Here is a 25,755-nt window from a genome sequence, read left to right as displayed (position 1 = left end):
CCCTTGCAGCGCGTATATGTTCACTCAGGCCTGCAATCGTTTGTAGAGGCCAGCGGCGGCATCTTCGTCGCCGGGTTCCTCGTGACGCGGGGCTTTTCCTATCCCGCCGCGCTCGCCAGCTTCGCCCTCATCGTGCTTTCGCGCTTTGGCTTGCGCCCGCTGGTCCTGCCGCTGGCGCTTCGCACGGGGCTGAAGGGTACGCTGCTGATCGGCGTCGTGATCCGCGCGCTGAGCTTCGCGCTGCTTCCCTTCGTCACCAGCGTCGGCCCGCTGCTCGTGCTGTTCCTCGCCGTCAGCGGTCTGGGCAGCGTGCTCTACTGGACGGCGTGGCACGCCTTCATGCCCGCGCTCACCGAAACCGGCAAAGGCGGGCGGCAGGTCAGCATCCAGCAGGCGACGAGCGCCGTCGTCGGCATCCTCGCGCCAGTCAGCGGCGGGCTGCTGCTGGCCCATGCCGGGCCGCTCGCCGCGTTTCTCGCCATCGCCGCGCTGCAACTAGCGACCGCGCTCCCGCTGCTCGGCGCGCCCAACCCGGTGGTGGACGCGGACGCCGCGCTTGATCCTGCGGTCGCGGCCCATGCCCGGCGGCTCTATCTGGGGGAAGGGTTCCACTCCGGCTGCGGCGTGGTGATCTGGAACCTCGCGCTGTTCGCTTCGCTGGGGCAGCACTTCGATGCGTTCGGCGGGGCCATCGCCTTTGCCGGGATCGCCGCTGCGGCGGGCAGCCTTGCCATGGGCCGGCTGATCGATGGCGGCCACCCGCGCCATTCGCTGGGAATCGCCTATGGCGCCGCCGCGCTGGCCCTCGCGCTCAAGGGCGCGGCGTTCGCGCATCCCCTCCTCGCCGTGATCGCCACTGCATTGGGCGCACTCGTCGTGCCGATGACCAGCACCGCCATGCTTGCCCCGCTCTATGCGATGGCACGGCAGAGCCCCTGCGTGCTGCGCTTCTCGATGGCGACCGAAGGCGGCTGGGACCTCGGCTGCGCCGCCGCCTGCCTGATCGCGGCGGCCATGCTGGCGGGCGGGGCCAGCTTCCGCCTGCCGATCCTGCTCGGCCTCATAGCCATTGCGACAATGGCCCTGATGCTCGACCGCTGGTACGCACGCCGCGCGCTAAGCGCCTAAATCTCGCTGATCTCCACCACCGGCCGATCCTCGCGCGTGCCGCGATAGCGCGCATCGGGTTCGCTCTCGCCGGGCGAGATCACCACGTGGTCCTCATGCACTTCGAGCAAGGTGCCCACGAACGGCATCCCTTCAAGGCTGCCCGTCACGCGGTAGCTCACCATATCGCCCACCTTGAACGTGGCCGGATCGAAGTTGAATTCGAACGGGCAGGAACCGTCCCCCATTCCCATCATCGTGTATCACCCTCAAACGCAAAAGGCCGCCGGATCGCTCCGACGGCCCCTGCTATAGCAACTGCCAAGGGCAGGATCAGCCGACGATTTCTTCCGGCTTGAAGAAATAGGCGATCTCGATCGCCGCGTTCTCGTCCGAATCCGAACCGTGGACCGAGTTCGCCTCGATCGACTCGGCCAGTTCCTTGCGGATCGTGCCCGGCTCGGCATTGGCGGGGTTGGTCGCGCCCATGATGTCACGGTTGCGCTGCATGGCGTTCTCGCCTTCGAGCACCTGCACCACGACAGGGCCGGAAATCATGAATTCAACCAGATCGTTGAAGAACGGACGCTCGCGGTGGACGGCGTAAAAGCCCTCGGCCTGCTCGCGGCTCATGTGGATGCGCTTCGAAGCGACGACGCGCAGGCCGGCTTCCTCGAGCATCTTGGTGACCGCGCCGGTCAGGTTGCGGCGCGTGGCATCGGGCTTGATGATCGAAAAGGTGCGGGTAACCGCCATGGGATGTTCCTTGCGATGTTTGGGGGGTGTTTTGCTGGCCGCGCCCCTAGCGGGGTTTGTGCTGCACTGCAAGGTTGAGGGCGGTTAGGGCCCCTCAAGCCACTTGCCGCCTTCCTGCCGCCAGTATTTGCGCTCCGCCCCCTCGCGCTTGCCCAGCATCCGCCAGGTCGCGCGGGCATCGTCGATCCGCTCGGGCGGAAACAGCAGAAACACGCGCGCCGCGTCCTCAAACTCGCGCCACACCCCATCCGCCAGCGCCAGATAGCGCGCGCCGTTGGCGGGCGCTGCCTCATGCGAAAGCAGGATCGGTTGGCGCGCATCGTGCTCGCCGCCCGCCATGCCGTGGGCGAGGAAGCTTTCGGGAATGCGCGTCCACAGCGCCTCGCTGATCCGGCCCAGCTGCGCGGCGTCTTCTGAGACCACCAGTAACCGCTCGCCCGCGCCCAGCGTGCCTTGCGCAAGGCGCGGCAGCACCAGTTCCGCCGGATCGCGCGAAAGCTGATAGAAGTCGACGCGCACGTTCAGATCGGATCGTCGAGCGAACGCGCGAGCGGCGTGAAGCTCTGCGGGCCAGCCGCGGTCATCACCCAGCAGTCCTCCAGTCGCATCCCGAATTCGCCCGGAATATAGAGCCCCGGCTCGTTCGAAAAACACATGCCCGGCGCGAGCGGCGTGGAATCACTGCCGACAAGGTAGGGACTTTCGTGCCCATCCATCCCGATCCCGTGCCCCGCGCGGTGCGAAAGCCCCGGCAGCGCGAAGCCCGGTCCCCAGCCCTCGCGTTCATAGAACCGCCGCACCGCCGCATCGAGCGCGCTGACCGGCGTGCCCACCTTGGCCGCGCCAAACACCATGCCCTGCCCGCGCCGCACCGTGTCCCACACCTTGCGCTGCCGCGCGCTCGGCTCGCCGAACACGAAGGTGCGCGAAATGTCGGACTGGTAGTCCTCAACCACGCAGCCGCAGTCCATCAGCACTACCGAACCCTCGCGCACCACTTGCGGCGTCTTGGAGCCATGCGGATAGGCGCTCGCCTCATTCAGCAGCACCAGCGCGAAATCATGCTCGGCCCCCATCCGCGTGGTCGCCGCGCCCACCAGTTCGCCGATGTCCGCTGCGCTCATCCCCTTCTGCACCGCGCCGCGCGCCTCGCGCAGCGCCGCCAGAGTCACCGCATTGGCGATCCGCATCAGCGCCAGTTCGGCAGGCGATTTGATCTGGCGGCAGGCACCCACCAGCCCCGCGCCCGAAACGACCGCGAACTTGCCCTCGCGCGCCAGACCTTCGGTGATGAACGCCCGCGTCGTCTGCTCCACCGCCACCGGGCCGGTGCGGCCCTTCAGCGCATCGGCAATCAGCGCGAAAGGGCTGGCGTCCTCGTGCCAGGTCCGCAGTTCCGCCGGAACCGCCAGCGTTTCCTGCACCGAAGGCGCCTCGAAGAACGGGGTCACGATGATCGGTTGGCCGCTTGCCGGAATCACCGCCGCCGTAATCCGCTCCGAACGCGACCAGCGCACTCCGGTAAAGTAGGTCAGGCTGCTGCCGCTCTCCACCAGCAGCGCGGCCACGCCCTGCTCGGCCATCAGCCCCTGCACTTTGGCGATCCGCGCCATGCGCTCGGCGGGGGTGATCGGCACCGCCGCATCGGCGAGGCGAGCGGGTGCCGCGCGCAGCGGCGAGAGCGGCAAGGCCGAAAGCGCCGCCAGGCCGCCCGCCCCTGCCAGCATCCTGCGCCGGGAAAGCCCGCCGTTCATGCCGCACCCTTCAGAGGTTTCTGGCCCTTGCCGCCGCGGCAGCGATCCGAGCAGAACTTCACGTTGTCCCAATCGCGCTCCCATTTCTTGCGCCACGTGAACGGCAGGCCGCAGGCGGCGCAGAGCTTGCTCGGCAAGTCCGCCTTGCGGCGCATCTTGGGCATCAGCTTTCCAGCACGTCGCGCACGTAGCGATCGAGCAGCCGCACGCCAAAGCCGGTCGCGCCCTTGTCATGCGTCGCGCCGGGCTTGTCGACCCACACCGTCCCCGCGATATCAAGGTGCGCCCAGGCCACGCCCTTGTCGACGAAGCGCTGGATGAACTGCGCCGCCGTGATCGAACCGCCATAGCGCGGGCCAACGTTCTTCATGTCGGCAATCGGGCTGTCGATCAGCTTGTCGTAGGCCGGGCCAATCGGGAAGCGCCACAGCGTGTCGCCGCTCGCCTTGCCCGCCGCATCGAGCTGGCCTGCGAGCAGGTCGTTATTGCTGAACATGCCTGCATGTTCATGCCCCAGCGAAATGATGATCGCGCCGGTCAGCGTGGCGAGATCGATGATCGTGGCCGGGTTGTATTCCTTCTGCACCCACGTGACCGCATCGCACAGCACCAGCCGCCCTTCGGCATCGGTGTTGATCACTTCGATGGTCTGGCCCGACATCGAAGTGACGACATCACCCGGACGCTGCGCATTGCCGTCGGGCATGTTCTCAACGAGCCCGCACACGCCGATCACGTCGGCCTGCGCCTTGCGCCGCGCCAGCGCGAGCATCGTGCCCGCAACTGCGCCCGCGCCGCCCATGTCCCACTTCATGTCTTCCATGCCGCCAGCCGGCTTGATCGAGATGCCGCCGGTATCGAAGGTCACGCCCTTGCCCACGAACGCCGTCGGCCGCGCGCCCGCCTTGCCCTTCCAGCGCATGGCGAGAATCTTGGGCTCGCGCACCGAACCCTGCGCCACGCCCAGCAGCGCGCCCATGCCGAGCGCGGTCATTTCTTCAAGGCCCAGAACCACGATCTCGATGCCGGTGCCTTCCAGCCGCGCCTTGCAGCGCTCCACGAAGCTGGCCGGATAGATCACGTTAGCCGGTTCGGTCACCAGTTCGCGGGTGAACTCCACGCCTTCGGCGATCGCGGCTTCGGTTTCCCAAAGCTCGTCGGTGCCATCGGGCGCGCCCACTGCCACGATCTTCGCCAGCGAAGGCTTCTGCTCGTCGCTCAGCTTGGTCCGATACACATCATGCCGCCACGCCCGCAGCCGCCCCGCCAGCAGCACGGCGGTCGCTTCCTCAGCCGTAAGCCCGCTCCCGGCAAAGTCGATGGCCAGCTCGGTCTCGCCCGAGGTGAGGTATTTCGCGGTGATCCCGCCGCCTGCCCGTTCCAGCGCGGACTTGCGCCCGGCTGCGCCCGGCTCGCCGATCCCGGCAAAGGCCAGCCGTGCGGTGCCATCGCCCGCAGGCACCAGCACATCAAACAGCTGCCCGGCCTTGCCGGTAAAGCGCGCCGCAGCCGCAGCCGCCTGCACCAGCGCGCCCGCATCGGCGGGGAGCCCGTCCTGCACCACCAGCTTGGCAACAAGGCGGGGAAGGGCCGTATCGGCGGCGGCGAATGCAATGATCATGAAAGGCTCCTGCCGGAAAAAGGGCACACCCCGAAGGCTTCGGCGCGCCCTAGGCGAATTGTGGGTTTGCAGTTAAGCGGCACCGGTGCGATAGGCAAGGCCATGCGAGCCCCCGCGCGGCCCTTGCCGCAAGCCTTGTCCCGATGCTTGCGGCGTGCGCGCGTCGCGGCCTTCCGCCCGGCCTGCGGCGTGTTCAGTGTGCTTGTTCTGGCCGCAGTGCCCGCCGCCGCGCACGCTCAAACCGCCACCGCGCCCGCTGAGGGGGCAAACGCGTCGCCCGAAATCCGCTTTCAGGCAGACCGTGTTTCCTATGCCAGCGATGCCGAAACCGTAACGGCCACCGGCAATGTCGTCCTGCGCCGCGAAGAACAGACCGTGCGCGCCGATGTCGTCACGTGGAACCGCAAGTCCGGCCTGATCGAAGCCAGCGGCAACATCCGCTTCGTCGATGATGCGGGCAACGTGCTCTATACGGACAAGGTGGAGCTGACCGACGCGCTCAAGGCCGGCGCGGTGGAGGACTTGCTCCTCGTCCTGCGCCAGGGCGGCCGCCTCGCCGCGCGCAGCGGCACGCGGGACGGCAACGGCGACATGATCCTGCGCGATGCCGCTTTCTCAGGCTGTGCGGTCGAAGGCGAGGACGGCTGCGCCAAGCGCCCCAGTTGGGAAGTCACCGCGGCCCGCGTCACCTATGACGCGAAGGACCAGCGCGTTCGCTACAAGGGCGCGTTGCTGCGCGTGTTCGGCCTGCCGATCCTGCCGCTGCCCGGCCTTGCCCACACTTCGGATTTCCGTGCAGAAAGCGGACTGCTGATCCCCGATTTCCGCTTCAGCGCGGCCAACGGCGCGCAGATCAGCGACACCTATTACTGGCGCCTTGCCAGCAACAAGGACCTCGCGCTCACCGGCTCGGTCTTCACCGGCGCGCTGCCGATGATCTCGGCCCGCTACCGCCAGTTGACCGACAAGGGCGCGTTCCAGTCCACCGCCTATCTCACCCGCAGCGCGCGCATCAACGTCGGCGGCGGCAACGTCACCGATGTCAACGCGCAAGAGCAGGTCTTCCGCGGCTACGTCGAATCCAATGGCCGTTTCCAGTTCGGCGAACACTGGAGCCTCACCGGCTATGGCCGGTACGCCAGCGACCGCACATTCCTGCGCCGCTACGATATCAGCCGCGATGACCGCCTGCGCTCGACGATCAACCTCGAACGGCTCGACGCGAACAGCTACTTCAGCCTCGCCGGGTGGGCGGTGCAAACCCTGCGCAGCGGCGATCGTCAGGGCCTTGTGCCCATTGCGCTCCCCGCGCTCGAATATCGTCGCCGGATCGTGCCGCCCAGGATCGGCGGCACGCTCGAACTGCAGGTCAATACGCTCGCGCTCACCCGCAGCAGCGGTCAGGATACCCAGCGCGCCTTCGCCAAGGCGCAATGGGATCTGCGCACGATCACGCGCATGGGGCAGGAAATCACGCTGACCGGCCTCGTCCGCGGCGATGTGTACCATTCGCGGCAGAACGATCTCACCAGCAACCTGCTCTATCGCGGGCAATCGGGCTGGCAGGGCCGCGGCATCGCCACCGCCGCGCTCGATATCAAGTGGCCGCTGGTCGGCGCAGCGCTCGGCGGCACGCACGTGTTCACCCCGCGCGTCCAGATCGTCGCGATCCCCAATATCCGCAACCTCGCCATTCCCAACGAGGATTCGCGTTCGGTGGAGCTGGAGGATTCCAACCTCTTCTCGCTCAACCGCTTCCCCGGCTACGACCGCATCGAGGACGGCGTGCGCGTGACGTATGGCGCGGACTGGAAGCTCACCCGGCCCGGCTGGCGCGTTTCCAGCACCATCGGCCAGAGCTATCGCCTCTCGACCCAGAAGACCGTGCTGCCCGATGGTACGGGCCTGTCTTCGCGCGCTTCGGATATCGTCGGGCGCACCGACCTGCGCTTTCGCGATATCGTCCAGTTCACCCACCGCTACCGGCTCGACAAGGACGGCCTGAAGCTGCGGCGCAACGAATTCGACGCGACCATCGGCAACCACCGCACTTATGCCGAGATCGGCTACTTGCGCCTCAACCGCAACATCCCCGCCACGTTCGAGGACTTGCGTGACCGGGAGGAACTGCGCGTCTCGGGCCGCATCGCCTTCGCGCGCAACTGGTCGGTGTTCGGTTCGGGGGTGTCCAACCTCACCCGCAAGGCCGAAGATCCGAGCAAGACTTCGGACGGCTTCCAGATGCTGCGCCACCGCCTCGGCTTCGCTTATGCCGACGATTGCCTCGATCTCGCGCTCACCTGGCGGCGCGACTATATCACCACCGGCGATGCGACGCGCGGCAACACCATCCAGTTCAATATCGCGTTCAAGGGCCTCGGCGTGCGCTGATCCGGCGCGCCTTTGCCCGGCTCTGCAATCAGGCGCTCTCCTGTTTTTCCCCCGCTGCGCTTCCATCAGCGTTGCAATCGGTCTATCGCCGCGCCACTCACCTTGGGTTCAGCCGAACCATGCAAGGAAATGACGGCGCGGGGACCATGTGGCACACACCGCACGGCGCCAAGAGACAGGACTATCGGATTGCCATGATCACCGGGTTTCGCTTGTTTTCTGTTTCGGCGCGCGCCGCGCTCACCCTTGGTGCCCTCGCAGTTGCCGCCGCACCGATTGCCGGTTCGCTCGCGCAGGCGCAGAGCCTCGCTGATGAAACCGCGTCTCCGGCAGGCGGCGATCTCAATCTGCCCGCCAATCCCACCATCTTCGGCAAGGCCGATCCGCACTTGCGCCGCGCCACGGCCATCGTGAACGGTGAAATCATCACCGGAACCGATGTCGACCAGCGCCTCGCGCTGATCATCAGCGCCAATGGCGGCAAAGTCGCGCCCGAGGAAATGGAGCGCCTGCGCCTTCAGGTCCTGCGCAACCTGATCGACGAAACGCTCCAGATTCAGGAAGCCAAGGCCGCCAACTCGGATGTCGACGAGGAGGAAGTCATGCAGACCTTCAACCGCGTCGCCCAGCAGAACTTCGGCCAGACCCCTGCCGCGCTCGAAAAATACCTCACCGGCATCGGCTCGTCCGCAGGCTCGCTCAAGCGCCAGATCAAGGGCGAACTCGCCTGGCAGCGCCTGCTGCGCCGCAACGTCCAGCCGTTCATCAACGTGTCGGACGGTGAAGTCCGCGAAATGATGGACCGCCTCAAGGCCGCCAAGGGCACCGAGGAATACCGCATCGGCGAAATCTACCTCGCTGCCACGCAGGAAACCAAGCCGCAGGTCCTCGCCAACGCGCAGAAAATTCTGGAGCAGCTCAAGGGCGGCGGCAGCTTCGTCGCCTATGCCCGGCAGTATTCACAGTCGTCCTCGGCCTCCGTCGGCGGCGATCTCGGCTGGATCCGCCTCGCCCAGCTCCCGCCCGAACTCGGCACGCCCGCCGCCCAGATGACCCCGGGCCAGCTTGTCGGTCCAATCGAACTCGCCTCGGGCTATTCGCTGCTCTATCTGATCGACAAGCGTCAGGTCCTCACCGCCGATCCGCGCGATGCGATCCTCAGCCTCAAGCAGATCTCGATCAGCTTCGCCAAGGGCACCCCCGAAAAGGACGGCGCCGCCCGCGCCTCCGCTTTCGCCAAGGCGGTGAAGGAGATCAAGGGCTGCGGCGCTGCCGAAGCCGCCGCTGCGCCGATCGGTGCAACTGTAGTTGCCAACGACCAGATCCGCGTGAAAGACCTGCCCACCGCGCTGCAGGATACGATGCTCAAGCTCTCGGTCGGCGAAACGACCCCGCCCTTCGGCTCGATCGAAGACGGCGTGCGCGTCCTCATGCTCTGCGGCCGCGATGACCCGAAGGTCGAAAGCGGTCCCAACTTCGAGCAGCTCCAGTCCCAGATGGAAGACGACCGCGTCAACAAGCGCGCCCAGACCTACCTGCGCGACCTGCGCCGCGATGCGGTGATCGAGTATAATTGAGGCAGGGGGCATGAACTCGCCCCTCTCCCCATCGCTGCCGCTGGCCATCAGCCTCGGCGATCCCGCCGGTGTGGGCCCAGAGCTCATCGCCGCCGCCTGGGCGCTGAGCGATGCCGAAGCGCTCCCGCCGTTCTTCGCTGTGGGCAACCGCGATCTCATCGCGGCGGCAGCAGCGGCGCGCGGCCTGACGATCCCCATCGTCGCCATTGCCGCGCCCGATGAAGCCGCCGCCGTATTCCCTCACGCGCTCCCCGTCCTCGATGTCGGCGTGGCGGCCTATACGCCCGGCCAGCCCGATGATGCCGGGGCGGCGCTGGCCCTGCGCGCGCTCGAAGTCGCCACCAGCCTCGTCCGTCAAGGCGCGGCGGCTGCGCTCGTCACCGGCCCGATTGCGAAAAGCCGCCTTGCCCGCATCGGGTTCAACCAGCCGGGACAGACCGAATTCGTGGCGGAGGCGTGCGGGATCACGCCCGAAAACGCGGTGATGATGCTAGCGGGGCCGCACTTGCGGGTCGTGCCGATCACGGTCCACGTCGCGCTTGCCGCCGTGCCCGGACTGCTCACCGCAGAGCTCATTCGCAGCCGTTCAGCGATTGCCGCCGCCGCGCTCGTGCGCGATTTCGGCGTTGCCGCGCCGCGCCTCGCCGTCGCCGCGCTCAATCCCCATGCCGGAGAGGATGGCCGCATGGGCACGGAAGACGCCGCGATCATCGCCCCCGCCATCGCCGCCCTGCAAGCCGCCGGGATCGATGCGCGCGGCCCCCTGCCGGCCGACACGATGTTTCACGCAGAGGCCCGCGCCACGTATGATGCGGCGATCTGCATGTACCACGATCAGGCGCTGATCCCGATCAAGGTGCTCGATTTCGATGAAGGCGTAAACGTCACGCTTGGCCTGCCGATCGTGCGCACTTCGCCCGATCACGGCACCGCATTCGGCATCGCCGGCACCAATGTCGCCCGCCCCGGCGCGACCATCGCCGCGATCCGCATGGCCGGACAATGCGCCGCGCGCAGAGCCGCCGCCACCGCATGACCAACCTTCCCGATCTCCCCCCCTTGCGCGAAGTCGTCCAGCGACACGGCCTCATTGCCACCAAGGCGCTCGGCCAGAACTTCCTGTTCGACGAACAGCTCCTCGCCCGCATCGCCATGGTCCCCGGCGATCTCAAGGGGCAGAACGTCCTCGAAGTCGGCCCCGGCCCCGGCGGCCTCACCCGCGCGCTGCTGCGCCGGGGCGCGAACGTCACCGCCATCGAAATGGACCGCCGCTGCCTCCCTGCGCTCGCCGAACTGGCCGAAGCCTTCCCCGGCCAGCTAACCGTGATCGAAGGCGATGCCACGAAAATCGCGCCCGAAACGTTGTTTGACGCGCCGTGGCACGTCGTCGCCAACTTGCCCTACAACGTCGGCACCGCGTTGTTCGTCGGCTGGCTTTCCGGCCCGGACTGGCCGCCGCAGTGGCGCAGCCTGACGCTGATGTTCCAGCAGGAAGTGGCCGAACGCATCATCGCCGCCCCCGGCAGCGATGCCTACGGCCGCCTCGCGGTGCTGGCCCAGTGGCGCGCAAAACCCCGCATCGCCATGCGCGTCCACCGCAGCGCCTTCACTCCGCCGCCCAAGGTCATGTCGGCGATCATCCACGTTGAGCCCGCCGCGATGCCCGCAGGCGTCTCGGCCCGCATGCTCGAGCGCGTTACGGAAGCCGCCTTCGGCCAGCGCCGCAAGATGCTGCGCCAGTCGCTCAAGGGCCTGCCCGGCGCGCTCGAGGCGCTGGAAACCCTCGGCCTCGATCCCCAGCGCCGCGCCGAAACGCTGGCCATCACCGATTTCGTCGCCATCGCGGGCCTGCTTTCACGCTAGATCCTACGGCGAGCCCATCCGCCCACGGTTGCAGATGAAACAATCCCTCCGGACGGGGGGGTTCACCCCGGCGCGCGGGCAGGCTAGAACGGCGTCATGGGAACACTTGCCGCCACCGAGGCCGCCCTCGTCGAGGGGATCGATGCCGCAGCCATGCTGGCCAATGTGGAGCGGTGGTGCGCCATCAACACCGGCACGCGCAACCTTGCCGGGCTGAAAACGCAGGCCGCGCTTCTGGCCGATGCCTTTGCCGGGCTGCCGGGCGAAGTCCGCCTCGTGCCCGCCGCCCCGGTTGAGGCGATTGCCGCCGATGGCCGCGCGGTGGAACAAGACCACGGCGCGCATATGGTGCTTGTCGTCCGCCCCCACGCCCCGCGCCGCTATCTCCTCACCGGGCACATGGACACGGTCTATCCGGCGGACCACCCGTTCCAGACGCTGACCTGGCTCGACGAGCAAACCCTCGGCGGCCCCGGCACCGCCGACATGAAGGGCGGCATTGCAGTCATCCTAGCCGCGCTGCAAGCCTTCGAAACCAGCCTCGTTTCGCCTTATGTCGGTTATGATGTGCTGATCAATTCGGACGAGGAAACCGGCAGCCTCGCTTCCGCCCCGCTCATCGCAGAGCTGGCCGAGGGCAAGGCGGCGGCGCTTACCTACGAACCCTCTGCACTGCCCGATGGCACTTTGGCGGGCGCACGCGGGGGCAGCGGCAACTACAGCGCCATCGTGACGGGCCGCTCCGCCCACGCCGGGCGCAACCCGCAGGATGGGCGCAACGCGCTGGTCGCCGCCGCCGATCTCGCGCTCGGCCTCAAGGCGCTGCAGGGAGACGGCCTCGCCATCAACCCGGCGCGGATCGATGGCGGTTCGGCGAACAACGTCGTGCCGGATCACGCCGTGCTGCGCTTCAACATCCGCCCCCGTGCCGAAGAAGACGCGGCGCGCTTTGCCGCCGCCATCGGCCCCCTGCTGCGTGAGGTGGAACTGGCGCACGAGGTTTCGATTCACCTCCACGGCGGGATCAGCCGCCCGCCCAAGCCGCTCACCCCCGCAGCGGAGCAGTTGTTCGATCTCGTCCGCACGTGCGGCGCGGCGCTGGGGCAATCCATCCGCTGGCAAAGCTCGGGCGGGGTCTGCGATGGCAACAACATCGCCGCGCTCGGTGTGCCCGTCGTCGATACGATGGGCGTGCGCGGCGGGGCGATCCATTCGCCGCAGGAATACATGATCGTGCCATCACTGGCCGAGCGGGCCGCGCTCTCGGCGCTCGTGCTGCACCGCCTTTCCGGAGGGAAATAACCAGCGTGACTCACGTTATCCGCGCGGCCCGCGCCGCCGATCTCGAACATCTCTACGAAATGGCCAAGCTCACCGGCGGCGGGTTCACCAACCTGCCGCCCGATCGCCGCGCGCTCACCGCCAAGCTCGAACGTGCTGCCACGGCCTTCGCCCATGACGATGACGGCGATGCCGAGCCCCCCGAACACTCCGGGCGGGATGAGCTGTTCGTGCTGATCCTTGAGGATACCGCCACGGGCGAAGTGCGCGGCACTTGCCAGATCTTCACCCGCGTCGGGCAGACGTGGCCGTTCTATTCCTACCGCCACGCCACGCTGACGCAGCATTCCAAGGAACTGGGCCGCACCTTCCGCGCCGAAATGCTCAACCTCGTGACCGACCTTGAAGGATCGAGCGAAGTGGGCGGCCTGTTCCTCCATCCGGGCGAGCGCGCAGGTGGCCTCGGCATGCTGCTAGCGCGCAGCCGCTACTTGTTCATCGCCATGCACCGCAAACGCTTTGCCGATCGCATCCTTGCCGAACTGCGCGGCGTGATCGACGAACGCGGCGGCTCGCCGTTCTGGGACGGCGTGGCCGGGCGCTTCTTCGGCATGAACTTCCAGGATGCCGACTATTTCAACGCGATCAACGGCAACCAGTTCATCGCCGATCTGATGCCCAAGCACCCCGTCTACATCGCCATGCTGCCCGAAACCGCGCGCTCCGCCATCGGCCTGCCGCACCCCAGCGGCCGCGCGGCCATGCGGATGCTCGAAACCGAAGGCTTTGCGGCGGAAGGCTATATCGACATCTTCGATGGCGGCCCGACGATGACCGCGCGCACCGACCGCGTGCGCTCCATCGCCGAAGCCAAGATGATGCAGGTCACGCAAGTGCGCCCAGCAGACGACACCGCCACCCGCGCGCTGGCCGCCACGGGCCGTCTTGGCGATTTCCGCTGCACGTTTGCGCAGATCATGCCCGGTGAAGAAGGCGTCGCGCTCGATCCCGCCGCCGCGCAGGCGCTGGGCGCCGGCCCCGGCGATACCGTGTGGCACGTGGCGCGCTGAGGGAACGGGTGATGAGCAACCTTGTCGAGATCAACTTCGACGGCCTCGTCGGGCCGAGCCACAACTACGCCGGGCTCAGCCTCGGCAACCTCGCTTCGGCGAAGCACGGCGGCACCGTGTCCTATCCCCGCGCCGCCGCGCTGCAGGGCGTGGCCAAGATGCGGCACAACATGGCGCTGGGCCTCGTGCAAGGGCTGCTCTGCCCGCTGCCGCGCCCCAACCATGCCTTCCTTGGCGCGCTGGGTATCACCGAACCCGCTGATGAGACCGAACGCCGCCTGCGCGCCGCTGCATGGTCGGCCAGCTCGATGTGGACGGCCAATGCCGCCACCGTCTCGCCCGCGCCCGATTGCGCCGACGGGCGTTGTCACCTGACGGCGGCAAACCTGGTCACCATGCCGCATCGTTCGCAGGAATGGCCCGATACCGTGCGCCAGCTGCGCGTAGCCTTTGCCGATAGCGCCCACTTTGCCGTCCACGATGCCGTGCCCGCCTGCTTCGGCGATGAAGGCGCGGCAAACCACATGCGCATAGGCACCAGCCACGCCGCGCCGGGCCTCGAAATCTTCGTCTACGGCAAGACTGGCGGCGCATTTCCCGCGCGCCAGCACGAACAGGCCAGCCGCGCGGTGGCCCGCCTCCACGGCCTCGATCCGGCGCGCTGCCTGTTTGTCGAGCAATCGGGCGAGGCCATCGCGGCAGGCGCGTTCCACAACGATGTCGTCGCCGTGGCCAACGAGCGGGTGCTGTTCACCCACGAACAGGCCTTCGCCGATCCCGACGGCACCTATGCGGCGATCCGCGCGGCCCTGCCCGAGGCGGAAATCGTGGTGGTTCCGGCCAGCGCAGTCAGCCTCGCCGATGCCATCGCGAGCTATCTGTTCAATGCGCAGCTGCTCACCCTCCCCTCCGGCGAAATGGGCCTCGTCATCCCGCTGGAGGCGTGGGAACACAAGGCCGTCCGCGCGTGGCTCGATGGGATGCTGGCCTCCAACGGCCCGATCCGCCGCGTGCTGCCGGTCGATGTGCGCCAGTCGATGGCCAATGGCGGCGGCCCAGCCTGCCTGCGCCTGCGCGTTGTCGCCGATCCTGCCACCGTCGATCCGCGCTTCCTCCTCACCGAACCGCGCGCAGATCTGCTGGAAACACTGATTGCCAAGGCTTGGCCAGAGCAGATCGACCCTGCCGATCTGGGGCGCGACTCGCTCGCTTCCAGCGTGATCGCCGCCCGCGCTGCGCTGCTTGAGGCGCTGGAGCTTTCCGTACTGGCCTGAAACGGTACGGTCTGCTTCAGGCGGGTTAAGCCCGGCTTTACCATGGCCTGTCGCCGTGCTTTACACTGCCACGCTATGATCTGCCTGCTGGGCCAGCCATTGCTGATCTGGCACGAAGGTTGCGGAGAGGGATGCAATGAAACAAAAAACGCCCCTCCTGCGCAAGATCGGCCGCCTGTTCGTGATCAAGAACCGGTTCGAGGCCAGCGCCATCATCTATGCGCTGGCGCTGGGTTCGGCAGAGCGGGGGCAGATTTATCTGTCGCAGTATCCGGGCTTTGGCGGCAAGCTGCTGTTCCTCGCCAGCTGCGTCGCCGTGTTCATGGCCGGCGCGAAGATCATGGACGCAATGAAGTACGAGCGCGAAGGCCGGGCGCTTGCCGTGAAGGCAGAAGCTGAAGCGTGAGGAAAGTGGAGGCGTTTCTGTTGCCCGGTACGCCTGCATCGTTCGATTTGGGGCAGGCCGGGCGCCGAGGCTGCGCAGAATAGGGTGGGGAGGTTCTGTTGCCCGGCCCTCCCCGAGCCGCTGAATTCCCTTCTGTTGCCCGGTGGGTTCAACCGCGCTTTTGCTTTGTAAGATCAGGCCGTTAAGCCGTCAGATTACGCTGCGAGAGCGAGTGCTTCGTTGTCGTTGGCACTTGTGGGTTTTGAGCCTTTAACGGGTTACTCAGCCCGGACGAAAACACCGCTTTTCAACACACGTCGATCCTAGTTCGGCCCCATCAACACCCCTGCGACAACAGAGCCCGGCCTATTCCAGCCGGTGGTGATGGTGGAGCCGCCGGGTACCGCCCCCGGGTCCGCTGCGCCTATTGTACGGTACAATTTATCGTCATAGCCGGGCGAACCCGGCAACGCTGATATAGGCGGAGCGGACGCGGATGGGAAGGGGTTGCCCCTTCCAACTCCAAAAGATCATTGGCGCAAAAGATCAGGCCTTCTTCAGCGCATCGCGGATTTCGGTGAGGAGATCGACCTCGCTCGGACCTGCAGGCGCGGCGGGCGCTTCGGGCTTGGCAGGCATCATCTTGTTGGCCGCGCGCACGATCTGGAAGATCACGAAGGCCATCAGCAGGAAGCTGATGATCGCGGTGACGAACGCACCATAGCCCAGCATGGCGACGCCCGCCTTCTTGAGCGCGGCGTAATCGGTGAGCGAACCGGTGTAAGTATCTGGAATTGCGCCCAGCACGATGAACTTGCTCGAAAAATCGACCCCGCCGGTCAGGAAGCCGATCACCGGCATGATCAGGTCTTCGGTAAGCGATGTCACCACTTTGCCGAATGCTGCGCCGATGATCACACCCACCGCCAGATCGAGCACGTTGCCCCGCGCCACGAAGTCCCGGAATTCTCCCATCATGCCCATGTCTTATCTCCTGTTAGGCATATTCACCCATGCGCTTCCTGCCAGCCGCAATCCTTTGCAACAAGGGGGGTGCTGCTCCGATCCGGGCCAAGTCACCGCCGCCCGGTAGCCCTTGAACCGCCACACGGACCCGCTACATCTACCTGCGATCCAATGCCCGGCGACCACGTCGGGGATCCTTTAGGGAACACATCTCGATGGCCGCTTCACTGCTTGCCCGCTTCACCCGTTTTGCCTTCGTCGCCGCAGCTGCCGCAGGCCTGGCCGGCTGCGGAGTGAACGCGATCCCCACGGCCGAGGAAGCCGCCAAGGCCAAGTGGGCCGACGTGCAGAACCAGTACCAGCGCCGCTCCGATCTGGTGCCGAACCTCGTCGCCACGGTGAAGGGCTATGCCAAGCAGGAGCAGGACACGTTGGTGAAAGTGACCGAGGCGCGCGCCAAGGCGACTTCAGTCCAGATCTCCGCCGCAGACCTCACCGATCCTGACAAGGTCGCGCAGTATCAGGCAGCCCAAGGCCAGCTTTCGCAGGGCCTTGGCCGCCTGCTCGCTTCGGTCGAGGCCTATCCGGACCTCAAGTCGAACGAGAACTTCCTCGCGCTGCAGAGCCAGCTTGAAGGCACGGAAAACCGCATCGCCGTCGCCCGACGCGATTATAACGAGGCGGTGCAGGCTTATAACACCACGATCCGCACCTTCCCCGCGATCATCGCCGCCAAGGTCGTCTATGGCGCCAAGCCGATGGTGCCGTTTGCGGCAACCACGCCGGGTGCAGACACCGCCCCCACCGTAAGCTTCGATGGCCCGGCGGCTCAGGCGGGCGACAACAGCGGCGCGAGCAAGGCGGGCGCGAACTGATCCGGGGCACGGAGCCCCGGCGATGAAGCGTCTCTTTCATTTCGTCTTCGCGGTGCTGGTCCTGCTTGCCGGACCAGCAGCCGCGCAGACGTTCCCCAAGCTCACCGGCCGCGTGGTCGATGAAGCGCACTTGCTCTCGCCCGAACAAGTCACCGCGCTCGATGCCAAGCTGGCGGCGCTGGAAACCCAATCCCAGCGCCAGATGGTCATCGCCACGGTCCCCAGCCTCGAAGGCTACGAGATCGAGGACTATGGCTACCGGCTCGGCCGCGCGTGGGGGATCGGCGACAAGCAGCGCAACGACGGCGTGCTGCTGCTTGTCGCGCCCACCGAACGCAAAGTGCGCATCGAGGTCGGGTATGGCCTCGAAGGCATCATCACCGATGCCCTCTCCAGCGTGATCATCAGCCGCGAGGTTGTCCCCCGCTTCAAGGCGAAGGACTATCCCGGCGGCATCGCGGCGGCGACGGATCAGCTGATCGCGCAGCTGCAATTGCCCGAGGACGAGGCGCGCAAAGTGGCCGCCAAGGCGGGCTCGAAGGGCGAGGACATCCAGTTCGATGCGGGCACGGTGATCTTCCTCGTGATCTTCTTCCTGTTTTTCGTGCTCCCCTTCATCCGTGCGATGCGCGGCGGCGGGAAGCGCTATGGCTCCTCCGGCGTGATGATCTTCCCCTCCGGCGGCTGGAGCAGCGGCGGATCGGACTGGGGCGGCGGCAGCGATTGGGGCGGCGGCGGCGGCTTTTCGGGCGGCGGCGGCAGCTTCGGCGGCGGCGGTTCTTCGGGGAGTTGGTGAGATGCTGACGAACGAAGACCGCAAGCGCATTGCCGAGGCCGTGTCTGCGGCTGAAGCCGCCAGCGCGGGCGAAATCGTCACGATCGTGACGCTGCAATCCGACAGTTACCGCGATGTCGCGCTGGCGTGGAGTATCGCCATCGCGTTCCTCGCGCTCGCCGCGCTGGAGTTTGCGCCCGGCTTCTACCTCGGCCTGATCGAGCGACTGCTGGGCCTGTGGGCGCACGAATGGACGCCGCGCGCGGTGCTGGGAATCGCGCTGACCGTCGCGGTGCTCAAGTTCCTCGGCATGTTGCTGCTCATGGCGTGGCGGCCCTTGCGTCTCCTCCTCACGCCTGCGCCGATCAAGGCCGCGCGCGTCCATGCCCGCGCGCTCACGTGCTTCCGCATCGGCGCGGAAGGGCGGACGACCGGGCGCACCGGCATCCTCATCTACCTTTCGCTCGCCGAGCACCGCGCCGAAATCATCGCCGACGAGGCCATCGCCAGCAAAGTCACCCCCGAAGTCTGGGGTGATGCCATGCATGCGCTGCTGGTGCCGATCCGCGCCGGCCAGATCGGCGAGGGCATGGTAGCCGCCATCGCCAAGGTCGGCGCGGTGCTCGCCGAACACCTGCCCCGCGCGGCAGACGACGACAACGAACTGCCAGACCGGGTGATCGAAGTATGAGCCTTGAAGACGAATTTCGCGACGTGCCCGAGGAAACGCGCTGGCAGGGCCGCTTCATCGCCGCCAAGACGCGGGGACGCTGGGAATATGTCTCCCGCGCGCGCGGCATCAAGGCGGCGGTGATCCTCGCGTTCACGCCCGAGGACGAAGTCGTGCTGGTCGAACAGTTCCGCGTGCCGCTGGGCCGCCCCTGTATCGAGCTTCCGGCTGGCCTGATCGGCGACGATGCCGGCGGCGAGGACGAGGACGCCGCTACCGCCGCGATCCGCGAGCTGGAAGAGGAAACCGGCTACCACGCCGCGCGCATGGAAGATCTCGGCGAATACTATTCCAGCCCCGGCATGGTGACGGAAGCCTTCACGCTGTTCCGCGCCTACGACCTCACCCGCATTGGCCCCGGCGGCGGGGTGGAAGGCGAAGGTATCACCGTGCACCACGTGCCGCGCACGCAGCTGGCCGATTTCCTCGCGGCGAAGCGGGCACAAGGCTATGCCATCGACGTGCGCATGCTGATGCTGCTAAGCCCTGAGTGGCTAACGAAATAAACGAGAGGACGCGGGGTATGGGCAGGGTTTCAGGCAAGCTGGCGTTGGTGAGCGGCGCGGCACAGGGCTTGGGCGCGGCCCATGCCTGGCTGCTGGCGCGCGAGGGCGCGCGCGTGCTGCTGACCGACATTCAAGGCGATGCTGCCGCTGCGCAGGCAGATGCGATCAACGCCGAGCTTGGCGCAGGCACTGCGTTCGCCATGCGCCATGATGTGACCAGCGCCGATGATTGGGACGCCGCCATCGCGATGGCGGCGAATAAGCTCGGCGGGCTTTCCGTGCTCGTCAACAACGCCGGGGTCGGCGTGCGCGGCGATATCGAGACCTGCACGCTGGAGGAATGGCACCGCGGCTTTGCGATCAACGTCGATTCGGTGTTCCTCGGCTGCCAGAAGGCGCTGCCGCTCATGAAGGACAACCAGCCCGGCTCGATCGTGAACATCAGCTCGATCGCGGGCCTCATCGCCTCGCACACCATGCCCGGCTACAATGCCAGCAAGGCAGCGGTGTGGATGCTGACCAAGTCGGTCGCGCTCTATTGCGCCAAGCGCGGGTGGGACATCCGCTGCAATTCGGTCCACCCGACGTTTGTCGATACGCCGATCCTTGACGGCATCAGCAAGAACGCCGGGATCGAGAAGGACGTGGTGATGGGCAAGCTGGCGCGCCAGATCCCGCTAGGCCGCGTGGGCGAGCCGAACGACATCGCCAACGGCGTGCTCTACCTCGCCAGCGACGAAAGCCGCTTCATGACCGGCGCGGAGCTGAAGCTGGACGGCGGCATCTCGGCGATGTGATCGGTCCTGAACAGGACCACTGACCCATGATAAGCCTGCCGGTCTTCGGCCTCATCCTGTTTGCCGCGGCCCTGCACGCGAGCTGGAATGCCTTCCTCAAGGGCAGCAGCGATACGCTGCTTTCCACCACGCTGGTGATGGGCGGCGCGGCGCTGATTGCAGTCGTAGCCTTGCCCTTCCTGCCCGCCCCAGCGCCGGCAAGCTGGCCTTGGCTGGCGGTCTCCGCCGCGATGCAGGTGGTCTATCTCGTGCTGCTCGTGCGGATCTACCACACGGTGGACATGAGCCTTGCCTATCCGCTGATGCGCGGCAGCGCGCCGCTCACGGTGGCGCTGATCAGCACGCTGTGGCTGGGCGAAGTGCTGCCCGGCATCGGCTGGATCGGCATCGCCACAATCTGCATCGGCATTCTGGCGATGGCCATGGGCGCGCGCGGGGCCTTGAGCCTGTCGGGCCTTGCCATGACCCTCGTCAATGCGGCGATTATCGCGGCCTATACGCTGATCGACGGCGTGGGTGCGCGCGCTTCGGGCACGCCTGCGGCCTATACGCTGTGGCTTTCGCTGCTGACCGGCATCGCCATGGCGGTCTGGGCCATCCCGGCGCGCGGCGGCGCGCTGGTCAGCTATGCCCGGCGCAATTGGCATGTCGGGCTGATCGGCGGGCTGGGGACGATCGTGTCCTACACCATCGCGCTCTGGGCGATGACGATGGCCCCCATCGCGATGGTCGCGGCGCTGCGCGAAACCTCGATCCTGTTCGCCACCGCGATCTCGGCGTTCATCCTGCGCGAACGGGTCGGCCCGGCGCGGATCACGGCGGCGGCGATCATTGCCGGGGGGACAATGCTGCTGCGGCTGGCCTGAACGCGACAACGCCCGCGAGGGCCGCCTGATGTGGACGGACCCGCGCGGGCGTCGTGATCTTGCCTGAAATCAGGCGTTGGGGTTCGGCGCGAAGGCGCAGATCTTGTTGCCGTCGGTATCACGCAAATAAGCGCCATACTGCTTGCCCGGCGCGTTTTCACGCACGCCCGGCGCGCCTTCGCAGGTGCCGCCATTGGCAAGGCCCGCGGCGTGGAACGCATCGACTTCGGCAAAGGTCTTGGCAGCAAAACCCTGCGTGTAGCCGTTCGACCAGGTCTGCGGCTCGCCATTCGCAGGCGTGCGGATCATCAGCGCACCAGCGGCGGAGGGGAACAGCGTGCCATTCGGCAGCGGCACAGCCTGATGGCCGAGCGCGCCCATCACGGCGGTGTAGAAGGCGCGCGACTTTTCAATGTCGTTGGTGCCGAGAACGGTATGGGTAAACATGCTTTGGTTTCCTTGGTTCAGAACACGACGACCGAACGGATCGACTTGCCCGCGTGCATCAGATCGAACGCGGTGTTGATTTCTTCGAGGCCCATGACGTGGGTGATCATGGGATCAATCTCGATCTTGCCCTGCATGTACATGTCGACGATCTTGGGCACATCGGTGCGGCCCTTGGCCCCGCCGAACGCTGTGCCGCGCCAGTTGCGGCCCGTGACGAGCTGGAACGGACGCGTGGCGATTTCCTTGCCCGCTTCGGCCACGCCGATGATGATCGAGGTGCCCCAGCCGCGATGGCAGGCTTCCAGCGCGGTGCGCATCACTTCGGTGTTGCCGGTGGCGTCGAAGGTGTAGTCCGCGCCGCCGTCGGTCAGCGCGACGATCGCCGCCACGGTGTCCTCGCGGCTCATGCCCTTGGTGTTGAGGAAGTCGGTCATGCCGAAGCGGCGGCCCCATTCCTCGCGGTCGGGGTTGATATCGACGCCGACGATCTTGTTCGCACCGGCCAGCCGCGCGCCCTGGATCACGTTGAGGCCAATGCCGCCGAGGCCGAAAATCACGACGTTGTCGCCCACCTGCACCTTGGCGGTGTTGATCACCGCGCCGACGCCCGTGGTCACGCCGCAGCCGATGTAGCACGAGGACTGGAACGGCGCGTCTTCACGGATCTTGGCGAGCGCGATTTCGGGCAGGACGGTGAAGTTCGAGAAAGTGGAGCAGCCCATGTAGTGGAACACGGTCTGGCCCTTGTACGAAAAGCGGCTGGTGCCGTCCGGCATCAGGCCCTTGCCCTGCGTGGCGCGGATCGCGGTGCACAAGTTGGTCTTGCCCGAAAGGCAGCTTTTGCACTGGCGGCATTCGGGCGTGTAGAGCGGGATCACGTGATCGCCGGGCTTCACGGACGTCACGCCCGCGCCCACTTCGCGCACGATCCCTGCGCCTTCGTGGCCGAGGACGCTCGGGAAGATGCCTTCGCTGTCGAACCCGTCGAGCGTGTAGGCATCGGTGTGGCAGATGCCGGTCGCCATGATCTCGACCAGCACTTCGCCCGCCTTGGGGCCTTCGAGATCAAGCTCGACGATTTCGAGCGGCTTCTTGGCTTCAAACGCAACAGCGGCGCGGGTCTTCATGGGTAATCCTCCCCCGGAAAAATATCAGCCCTGCCGATAGGCAAAGCGGGCCGTGTGTTCAATCAGGTTCGCGGCTCAATCAGCCTCTCTTAGGGCGAGCATGAGCATAAGCGCTGCGGCCATGACCGAACCGCATGCCATGATCGCCGAAACGGTGAACAGGCTCATCCCGCCTGCGGTAAACAGCGTGCCCGCCAGAATGGGCGATCCGGCCGAACCGATGCGCCCCGCGCCGATGGCAAAGCCCGTGCCAGTGGCGCGCACATGCGCCGGGAAGCCGTGGGCAAAGGCGCTGTAGAAGCCGACGATGGCCGCATTGGTGGCAAAGCCAGTGCAGAACACCGCAAAGCGCCAGCCGACCAGCGAGGTTTCGCTGCCGCCCAGCCCGAACACCACCACGGCCGCCGCCCCCAGCAGCAGCATCACGATGGTCGGCCACTTGATCCCGAAGCGGTGCATCAGGAAGCCGAACAGCGCCCCGCCGCTTGCCCCGCCGATATTGGCCCAGACCAGCACGCTGGCCGCCTGCGGCGCGGCAAAGCCGAAGTCCGCCACGATCTTGGGCGACCATTTTAGGATATAGTAGAAGGTGATCGCATGGAGCGAATAGCCGATGGTGAGAACCATCGTCGTGCCGATGAGGCCGGGCTTCAGGATATCGAGCACGCTCGCCTTGCTATCGCGCACATCCACCGGCGGCAGCGCATCGATAGTGGGCAGGCGCAGCTTGGCCATAGAGGCGTTGATCCGCGCCAGCGCGCCTTCCGGTCGCCGCGCGAGGAGATAGGCCGGGGTTTCGGGGACGAACAACCAGATCAGCGGAATGAACACCACGGTCGCAATGGCGCCGAATTCGAACACCACGCGCCAATCGCCGGCCTTCAGTAGCAGGGCCGCGATGATCCCGCCGATGGTCGCGCCCAGCGGATAGCCGATGACCATGAGCGACATCGCAAGACTGCGGCCCTTCGCACTGGAAAGCTCTGCCGTGACGGCATTGATCGCCGCCAGCATCCCGCCAATGCCAAGCCCGGTGATGAAGCGCCACAGCCCCAGCATCTGCGGGTTCTGCGCCGTGGTGGCGAGCCACATGCCACTGGCCATCACGACAAGGCAGCCCAGCATCGTCGGGCGGCGGCCAAACCGGTCTGCCGCGCCGCCAAGCAGGATCGAGCCGACACCCATGCCGACCAGTTCCATCGCCAGCACCACGCCGAGCGCATCGCGCGCGATGCCCCATTCCTTGGCGATGCCGGGCGCGGCAAAGGCGCTGGAGAGCACGTCAAACCCGTCGAGCGCGTTGAGCGCAATCATCAGCACGACGGCGATCCATTGCGCCGCACTCATGGTCGTCTCGCGAATGATCTCGCGCGGATCGGTGGTCATTGGCATTCTCCCGAGGACATCGCTGTCCAATTCATTTCTTCTTTTCTTCGTCACCCCGGCCCCTTCGACCCGCTCGAGGGAGCCTTGATCCGGGGTTTGGAAGTTGGCGGCTTCTATTCGTGAATCCGCGAAAGCAGTTCAATCAGCAGGCGCACTTCCTTGTCGTTGAAGCGGCTTTTCACCCAGGCCTCATGCTCGCCAATCGCGGTCTTGGCGCGCGCCAGCATCGCCTTGCCCGCCGGATCGAGAAACAGCGCCTGCTTGCGGCCATCCTTGTCAGACCGGTCGCGCCGCAGGAAGTGCTTGGCCTGAAGCCGGTTGATGATCGCCATCGTGGTGGCGCGGTCCATGCGCAGGCGCTGTGCCAGATCGGTCTGCGCGATGCCGGGATGATCGTCCACCAGCCACAGCACCGAAACCTGCTTCTGCGTGAGATCGAGATCGGTGAACGTCTCGGTAAAATGCCGCAGGCACGCGCCATGCGCGAGGCGGATGTGGAACCCCAGAATGTCCTTGATCGCGCCGATATCGGCTTCGTCCGCAGCCTCGGCATGGGGCGGCGGCGGCCCAAGGGGCTTGGTCGTCACCGCATCGGCAAACTTGTCCTTGATCAATGCCCCATCCTTACATCTGGCCCCTTGATGCGCCTTGCCTATTTGTTAGCAACACTTACAATCCCGACCCAAGCAAAAAAGCCCAAGAGGACGCGCCATGGCCCATTTCCCCAACAGCCCTAGCTTCACCGGGTTCAACACACCTTCGCGGATCGAGGCCGACATTGCAGACCTCGCGCACGAAGGCACGATCCCCAAAGAGCTAAACGGCGCGTTCTTCCGCGTCCAGCCCGACCCGCAATTTCCTCCGCGTCTGGGCGACGATATCGCGTTCAACGGCGACGGCATGATCACCCGCTTCCACATCCACGATGGCCAGGTCGATTTCTGCCAGCGCTGGGCGAAGACCGACAAGTGGAAGCTGGAAAACGCGGCGGGCAAGGGCCTGTTCGGCGCCTACCGCAATCCGCTGACGGACGACGAGGCCGTGAAGGGCGAAATCCGCGGCACGGCAAACACCAACGCTTTCGTCTTCGGCGGCAAGCTCTGGGCCTTGAAGGAAGACAGCCCCGGCCTCGTGATGGACCCGGCCACCATGGAAACCCATGGCTACGAGAAGTTCGGCGGCAAGATGACCGGCCAGACTTTCACCGCGCACCCCAAGGTCGATCCGAAGACCGGCAACATGGTCGCCATCGGCTATGCCGCCAGCGGCCTGTGCACCGATGATGTGACTTACATGGAAGTCAGCCCCGAAGGCGATCTCGTCCGCGAGGTGTGGTTCAAGGTGCCCTACTACTGCATGATGCACGATTTCGGGATCACCGAGGATTACCTCGTGCTCCACATCGTGCCCTCGATCGGCAGCTGGGAGCGGCTCGAACAGGGCCTGCCGCACTTCGGGTTCGACACCACGATGCCGGTTTATCTCGGGATCATCCCGCGCCGGGATGGGGTGACGCAGGACGATATCCGCTGGTTCAAGCGGGATAATTGCTTTGCCAGCCACGTCCTCAACGCATGGCAGGAGGGCACGAAAGTCCACTTTGTCACCTGCGAAGCGAAGAACAACATGTTCCCCTTCTTCCCCGACGTCCACGGCGCACCGTTCAACGGGATGGAGGCGATGAGCCATCCCACCGACTGGGTGGTCGATATGGCGAGCAACGGCGAGGACTTTGCCGAGATCAACAAGCTCTCCGATGCGATGGGCGAGTTCCCCCGCATCGACGACCGCTTCACGGGTACGAAGACGCGCCACGGCTGGTTCCTCGAAATGGACGTGCGCCGCCCGGTCGAGCTCAAGGGCGGCAGCGCGGGCGGGCTCATCATGAACTGCCTGTTTTACAAGGATCTGGAGACCGGCGCGGAACAGCACTGGTGGTGCGGCCCCGTCTCCAGCTTGCAGGAACCCTGCTTCGTGCCCCGCAGCAAGGACGCGCCTGAAGGCGACGGCTGGATCCTGCAAGTGTGCAACCGGCTGGAGGAACACCGCAGCGATCTGCTGATTTTCGATGCGCTGGAGATCGCGAAAGGCCCGGTCGCCACGGTGCAGATCCCCATCCGCCTGCGCTTCGGCCTGCATGGCAACTGGGCCGATGCGGCCGAAATCGGGCTTGCCGCCTGAAAGAGCTTTTCCACCTC

27 protein-coding genes and 1 other RNA gene are annotated in these 25,755 nt (G+C 66.3%); 16 read left to right on the top strand and 12 right to left on the bottom strand.

From position 1 onward, the window contains the following. The first annotated feature begins 3 nt into the window (after positions 1 to 3). Complete coding sequence (locus tag CFE35_RS20305) at positions 4 to 1,128, top strand: MFS transporter (RefSeq protein ID WP_292933435.1); 1,125 nt, start codon at positions 4 to 6, stop codon at positions 1,126 to 1,128. On the opposite strand, the gene CFE35_RS20300 is transcribed toward CFE35_RS20305, so the two are convergent. From CFE35_RS20300 to CFE35_RS20275, 6 genes are all read right to left on the bottom strand, one after another. Next, entirely contained in the window at positions 1,125 to 1,364 is a 240-nt protein-coding gene (locus CFE35_RS20300; RefSeq protein WP_292933433.1) for a hypothetical protein, read from the bottom strand. The two genes, CFE35_RS20305 and CFE35_RS20300, sit on opposite strands and share 4 nt — an antisense overlap. 76 nt (positions 1,365 to 1,440) lie before the next feature. After that, on the bottom strand, positions 1,441 to 1,863 hold the full coding sequence (gene ndk / locus CFE35_RS20295) for a nucleoside-diphosphate kinase (protein ID WP_292933431.1): 423 nt from the start codon (positions 1,861 to 1,863) through the stop codon (positions 1,441 to 1,443). 84 nt (positions 1,864 to 1,947) lie between these two features. Further along, a complete protein-coding gene (locus tag CFE35_RS20290; RefSeq protein WP_292933429.1) occupies positions 1,948 to 2,382 on the bottom strand; it encodes a DNA polymerase III subunit chi in 435 nt (144 codons plus the stop codon). 2 nt (positions 2,383 to 2,384) lie between these two features. Continuing rightward, a complete protein-coding gene (locus CFE35_RS20285) occupies positions 2,385 to 3,617 on the bottom strand; it encodes a Xaa-Pro peptidase family protein (protein ID WP_292933427.1) in 1,233 nt (410 codons plus the stop codon). After that, on the bottom strand, positions 3,614 to 3,781 hold the full coding sequence (locus CFE35_RS20280; protein ID WP_292933425.1) for a DUF2256 domain-containing protein: 168 nt from the start codon (positions 3,779 to 3,781) through the stop codon (positions 3,614 to 3,616). Before CFE35_RS20280 ends, CFE35_RS20285 begins: the two co-directional genes overlap by 4 nt. Next, the gene (locus CFE35_RS20275) at positions 3,781 to 5,238 is read right to left on the bottom strand and encodes a leucyl aminopeptidase (protein WP_292933423.1); all 1,458 of its coding nucleotides are present in this window, start codon (positions 5,236 to 5,238) and stop codon (positions 3,781 to 3,783) included. The genes CFE35_RS20280 and CFE35_RS20275 overlap by 1 nt, the downstream gene beginning before the upstream one ends. Before the next feature lie 147 nt (positions 5,239 to 5,385). On the opposite strand from CFE35_RS20275, the gene lptD reads away from it, so the two are divergent. The 8 genes from lptD to CFE35_RS20235 all read left to right on the top strand — a co-directional run bounded on the left by lptD (position 5,386) and on the right by CFE35_RS20235 (position 15,100). Then, positions 5,386 to 7,629, top strand: a complete 2,244-nt coding sequence (gene lptD / locus CFE35_RS20270; protein WP_366557169.1) for an LPS assembly protein LptD — start codon at positions 5,386 to 5,388, stop codon at positions 7,627 to 7,629. Between the two features lie 194 nt (positions 7,630 to 7,823). Then, complete coding sequence (locus CFE35_RS20265; protein ID WP_292933420.1) at positions 7,824 to 9,206, top strand: peptidylprolyl isomerase; 1,383 nt, start codon at positions 7,824 to 7,826, stop codon at positions 9,204 to 9,206. 10 nt (positions 9,207 to 9,216) lie between these two features. Next, the gene (gene pdxA, locus CFE35_RS20260; RefSeq protein ID WP_292933418.1) at positions 9,217 to 10,242 is read left to right on the top strand and encodes a 4-hydroxythreonine-4-phosphate dehydrogenase PdxA; all 1,026 of its coding nucleotides are present in this window, start codon (positions 9,217 to 9,219) and stop codon (positions 10,240 to 10,242) included. Then, positions 10,239 to 11,069 carry a 16S rRNA (adenine(1518)-N(6)/adenine(1519)-N(6))-dimethyltransferase RsmA gene (gene rsmA, locus CFE35_RS20255; protein ID WP_292933416.1) on the top strand — a complete coding sequence of 277 codons (831 nt, stop codon included), beginning with the start codon at positions 10,239 to 10,241 and terminating at the stop codon, positions 11,067 to 11,069. The genes pdxA and rsmA overlap by 4 nt, the downstream gene beginning before the upstream one ends. A gap of 96 nt (positions 11,070 to 11,165) precedes the next feature. Then, positions 11,166 to 12,371, top strand: coding sequence for a hydrolase (locus CFE35_RS20250; RefSeq protein WP_292933414.1), 1,206 nt, complete (start codon positions 11,166 to 11,168; stop codon positions 12,369 to 12,371). A 5-nt stretch (positions 12,372 to 12,376) separates the two neighbouring features. Further along, on the top strand, positions 12,377 to 13,420 hold the full coding sequence (locus CFE35_RS20245) for an arginine N-succinyltransferase (RefSeq protein ID WP_292933413.1): 1,044 nt from the start codon (positions 12,377 to 12,379) through the stop codon (positions 13,418 to 13,420). 11 nt (positions 13,421 to 13,431) lie between these two features. Further along, the gene (locus tag CFE35_RS20240; RefSeq protein ID WP_292933411.1) at positions 13,432 to 14,694 is read left to right on the top strand and encodes an N-succinylarginine dihydrolase; all 1,263 of its coding nucleotides are present in this window, start codon (positions 13,432 to 13,434) and stop codon (positions 14,692 to 14,694) included. 136 nt (positions 14,695 to 14,830) lie between these two features. Further along, positions 14,831 to 15,100 carry a hypothetical protein gene (locus CFE35_RS20235; protein ID WP_292933409.1) on the top strand — a complete coding sequence of 90 codons (270 nt, stop codon included), beginning with the start codon at positions 14,831 to 14,833 and terminating at the stop codon, positions 15,098 to 15,100. Positions 15,101 to 15,183: 83 nt separating this feature from the next. Here CFE35_RS20235 and ssrA read toward each other — a convergent pair. Together ssrA and mscL are read right to left on the bottom strand one after the other, a co-directional pair. After that, positions 15,184 to 15,586, bottom strand: a transfer-messenger RNA (tmRNA) gene (gene ssrA / locus CFE35_RS20230). Positions 15,587 to 15,625: 39 nt separating this feature from the next. Continuing rightward, on the bottom strand, positions 15,626 to 16,057 hold the full coding sequence (gene mscL, locus CFE35_RS20225) for a large conductance mechanosensitive channel protein MscL (protein ID WP_292933491.1): 432 nt from the start codon (positions 16,055 to 16,057) through the stop codon (positions 15,626 to 15,628). A 203-nt stretch (positions 16,058 to 16,260) separates the two neighbouring features. Between mscL and CFE35_RS20220 the strand changes: the two genes are divergently transcribed. From CFE35_RS20220 to CFE35_RS20195, 6 genes are read left to right on the top strand one after another with little or no spacing between them, the layout of a single operon-like run. Continuing rightward, positions 16,261 to 16,920, top strand: a complete 660-nt coding sequence (locus CFE35_RS20220) for a LemA family protein (RefSeq protein ID WP_292933407.1) — start codon at positions 16,261 to 16,263, stop codon at positions 16,918 to 16,920. 22 nt (positions 16,921 to 16,942) lie between these two features. Beyond that, positions 16,943 to 17,716 carry a TPM domain-containing protein gene (locus tag CFE35_RS20215; RefSeq protein ID WP_292933405.1) on the top strand — a complete coding sequence of 258 codons (774 nt, stop codon included), beginning with the start codon at positions 16,943 to 16,945 and terminating at the stop codon, positions 17,714 to 17,716. Between the two features lies 1 nt (position 17,717). Further along, positions 17,718 to 18,386, top strand: a complete 669-nt coding sequence (locus tag CFE35_RS20210; protein WP_292933404.1) for a hypothetical protein — start codon at positions 17,718 to 17,720, stop codon at positions 18,384 to 18,386. Continuing rightward, positions 18,383 to 18,931 (top strand): NUDIX hydrolase, encoded by a 549-nt coding sequence (locus tag CFE35_RS20205; protein WP_292933402.1) that lies wholly within the window; start codon positions 18,383 to 18,385, stop codon positions 18,929 to 18,931. Before CFE35_RS20210 ends, CFE35_RS20205 begins: the two co-directional genes overlap by 4 nt. A gap of 17 nt (positions 18,932 to 18,948) precedes the next feature. Then, positions 18,949 to 19,728 carry an SDR family oxidoreductase gene (locus CFE35_RS20200; protein WP_292933400.1) on the top strand — a complete coding sequence of 260 codons (780 nt, stop codon included), beginning with the start codon at positions 18,949 to 18,951 and terminating at the stop codon, positions 19,726 to 19,728. Between the two features lie 26 nt (positions 19,729 to 19,754). After that, entirely contained in the window at positions 19,755 to 20,594 is an 840-nt protein-coding gene (locus CFE35_RS20195; protein WP_292933398.1) for a DMT family transporter, read from the top strand. 69 nt (positions 20,595 to 20,663) lie between these two features. On the opposite strand, the gene CFE35_RS20190 is transcribed toward CFE35_RS20195, so the two are convergent. The 4 genes from CFE35_RS20190 to CFE35_RS20175 all read right to left on the bottom strand — a co-directional run bounded on the left by CFE35_RS20190 (position 20,664) and on the right by CFE35_RS20175 (position 24,171). Further along, entirely contained in the window at positions 20,664 to 21,041 is a 378-nt protein-coding gene (locus CFE35_RS20190) for a VOC family protein (RefSeq protein WP_292933396.1), read from the bottom strand. A gap of 17 nt (positions 21,042 to 21,058) precedes the next feature. Continuing rightward, on the bottom strand, positions 21,059 to 22,171 hold the full coding sequence (locus CFE35_RS20185) for an S-(hydroxymethyl)glutathione dehydrogenase/class III alcohol dehydrogenase (protein ID WP_292933394.1): 1,113 nt from the start codon (positions 22,169 to 22,171) through the stop codon (positions 21,059 to 21,061). 75 nt (positions 22,172 to 22,246) lie between these two features. Further along, a complete protein-coding gene (locus CFE35_RS20180) occupies positions 22,247 to 23,557 on the bottom strand; it encodes an MFS transporter (RefSeq protein ID WP_292933392.1) in 1,311 nt (436 codons plus the stop codon). 113 nt (positions 23,558 to 23,670) lie between these two features. Beyond that, positions 23,671 to 24,171, bottom strand: a complete 501-nt coding sequence (locus tag CFE35_RS20175; RefSeq protein ID WP_292933390.1) for a MarR family transcriptional regulator — start codon at positions 24,169 to 24,171, stop codon at positions 23,671 to 23,673. Positions 24,172 to 24,268: 97 nt separating this feature from the next. Between CFE35_RS20175 and CFE35_RS20170 the strand changes: the two genes are divergently transcribed. Beyond that, positions 24,269 to 25,738: a carotenoid oxygenase family protein gene (locus tag CFE35_RS20170; RefSeq protein ID WP_292933388.1), complete on the top strand. Its 1,470-nt coding sequence runs from the start codon at positions 24,269 to 24,271 to the stop codon at positions 25,736 to 25,738. The last annotated feature ends 17 nt before the right edge of the window (positions 25,739 to 25,755 follow it).

The sequence above is a fragment of the Novosphingobium sp. PASSN1 genome, from assembly GCF_002278815.1.
The sequence above is the reverse complement of the archived record's forward strand: the minus strand, read 5'-3'. Positions and strand labels throughout refer to the sequence as shown.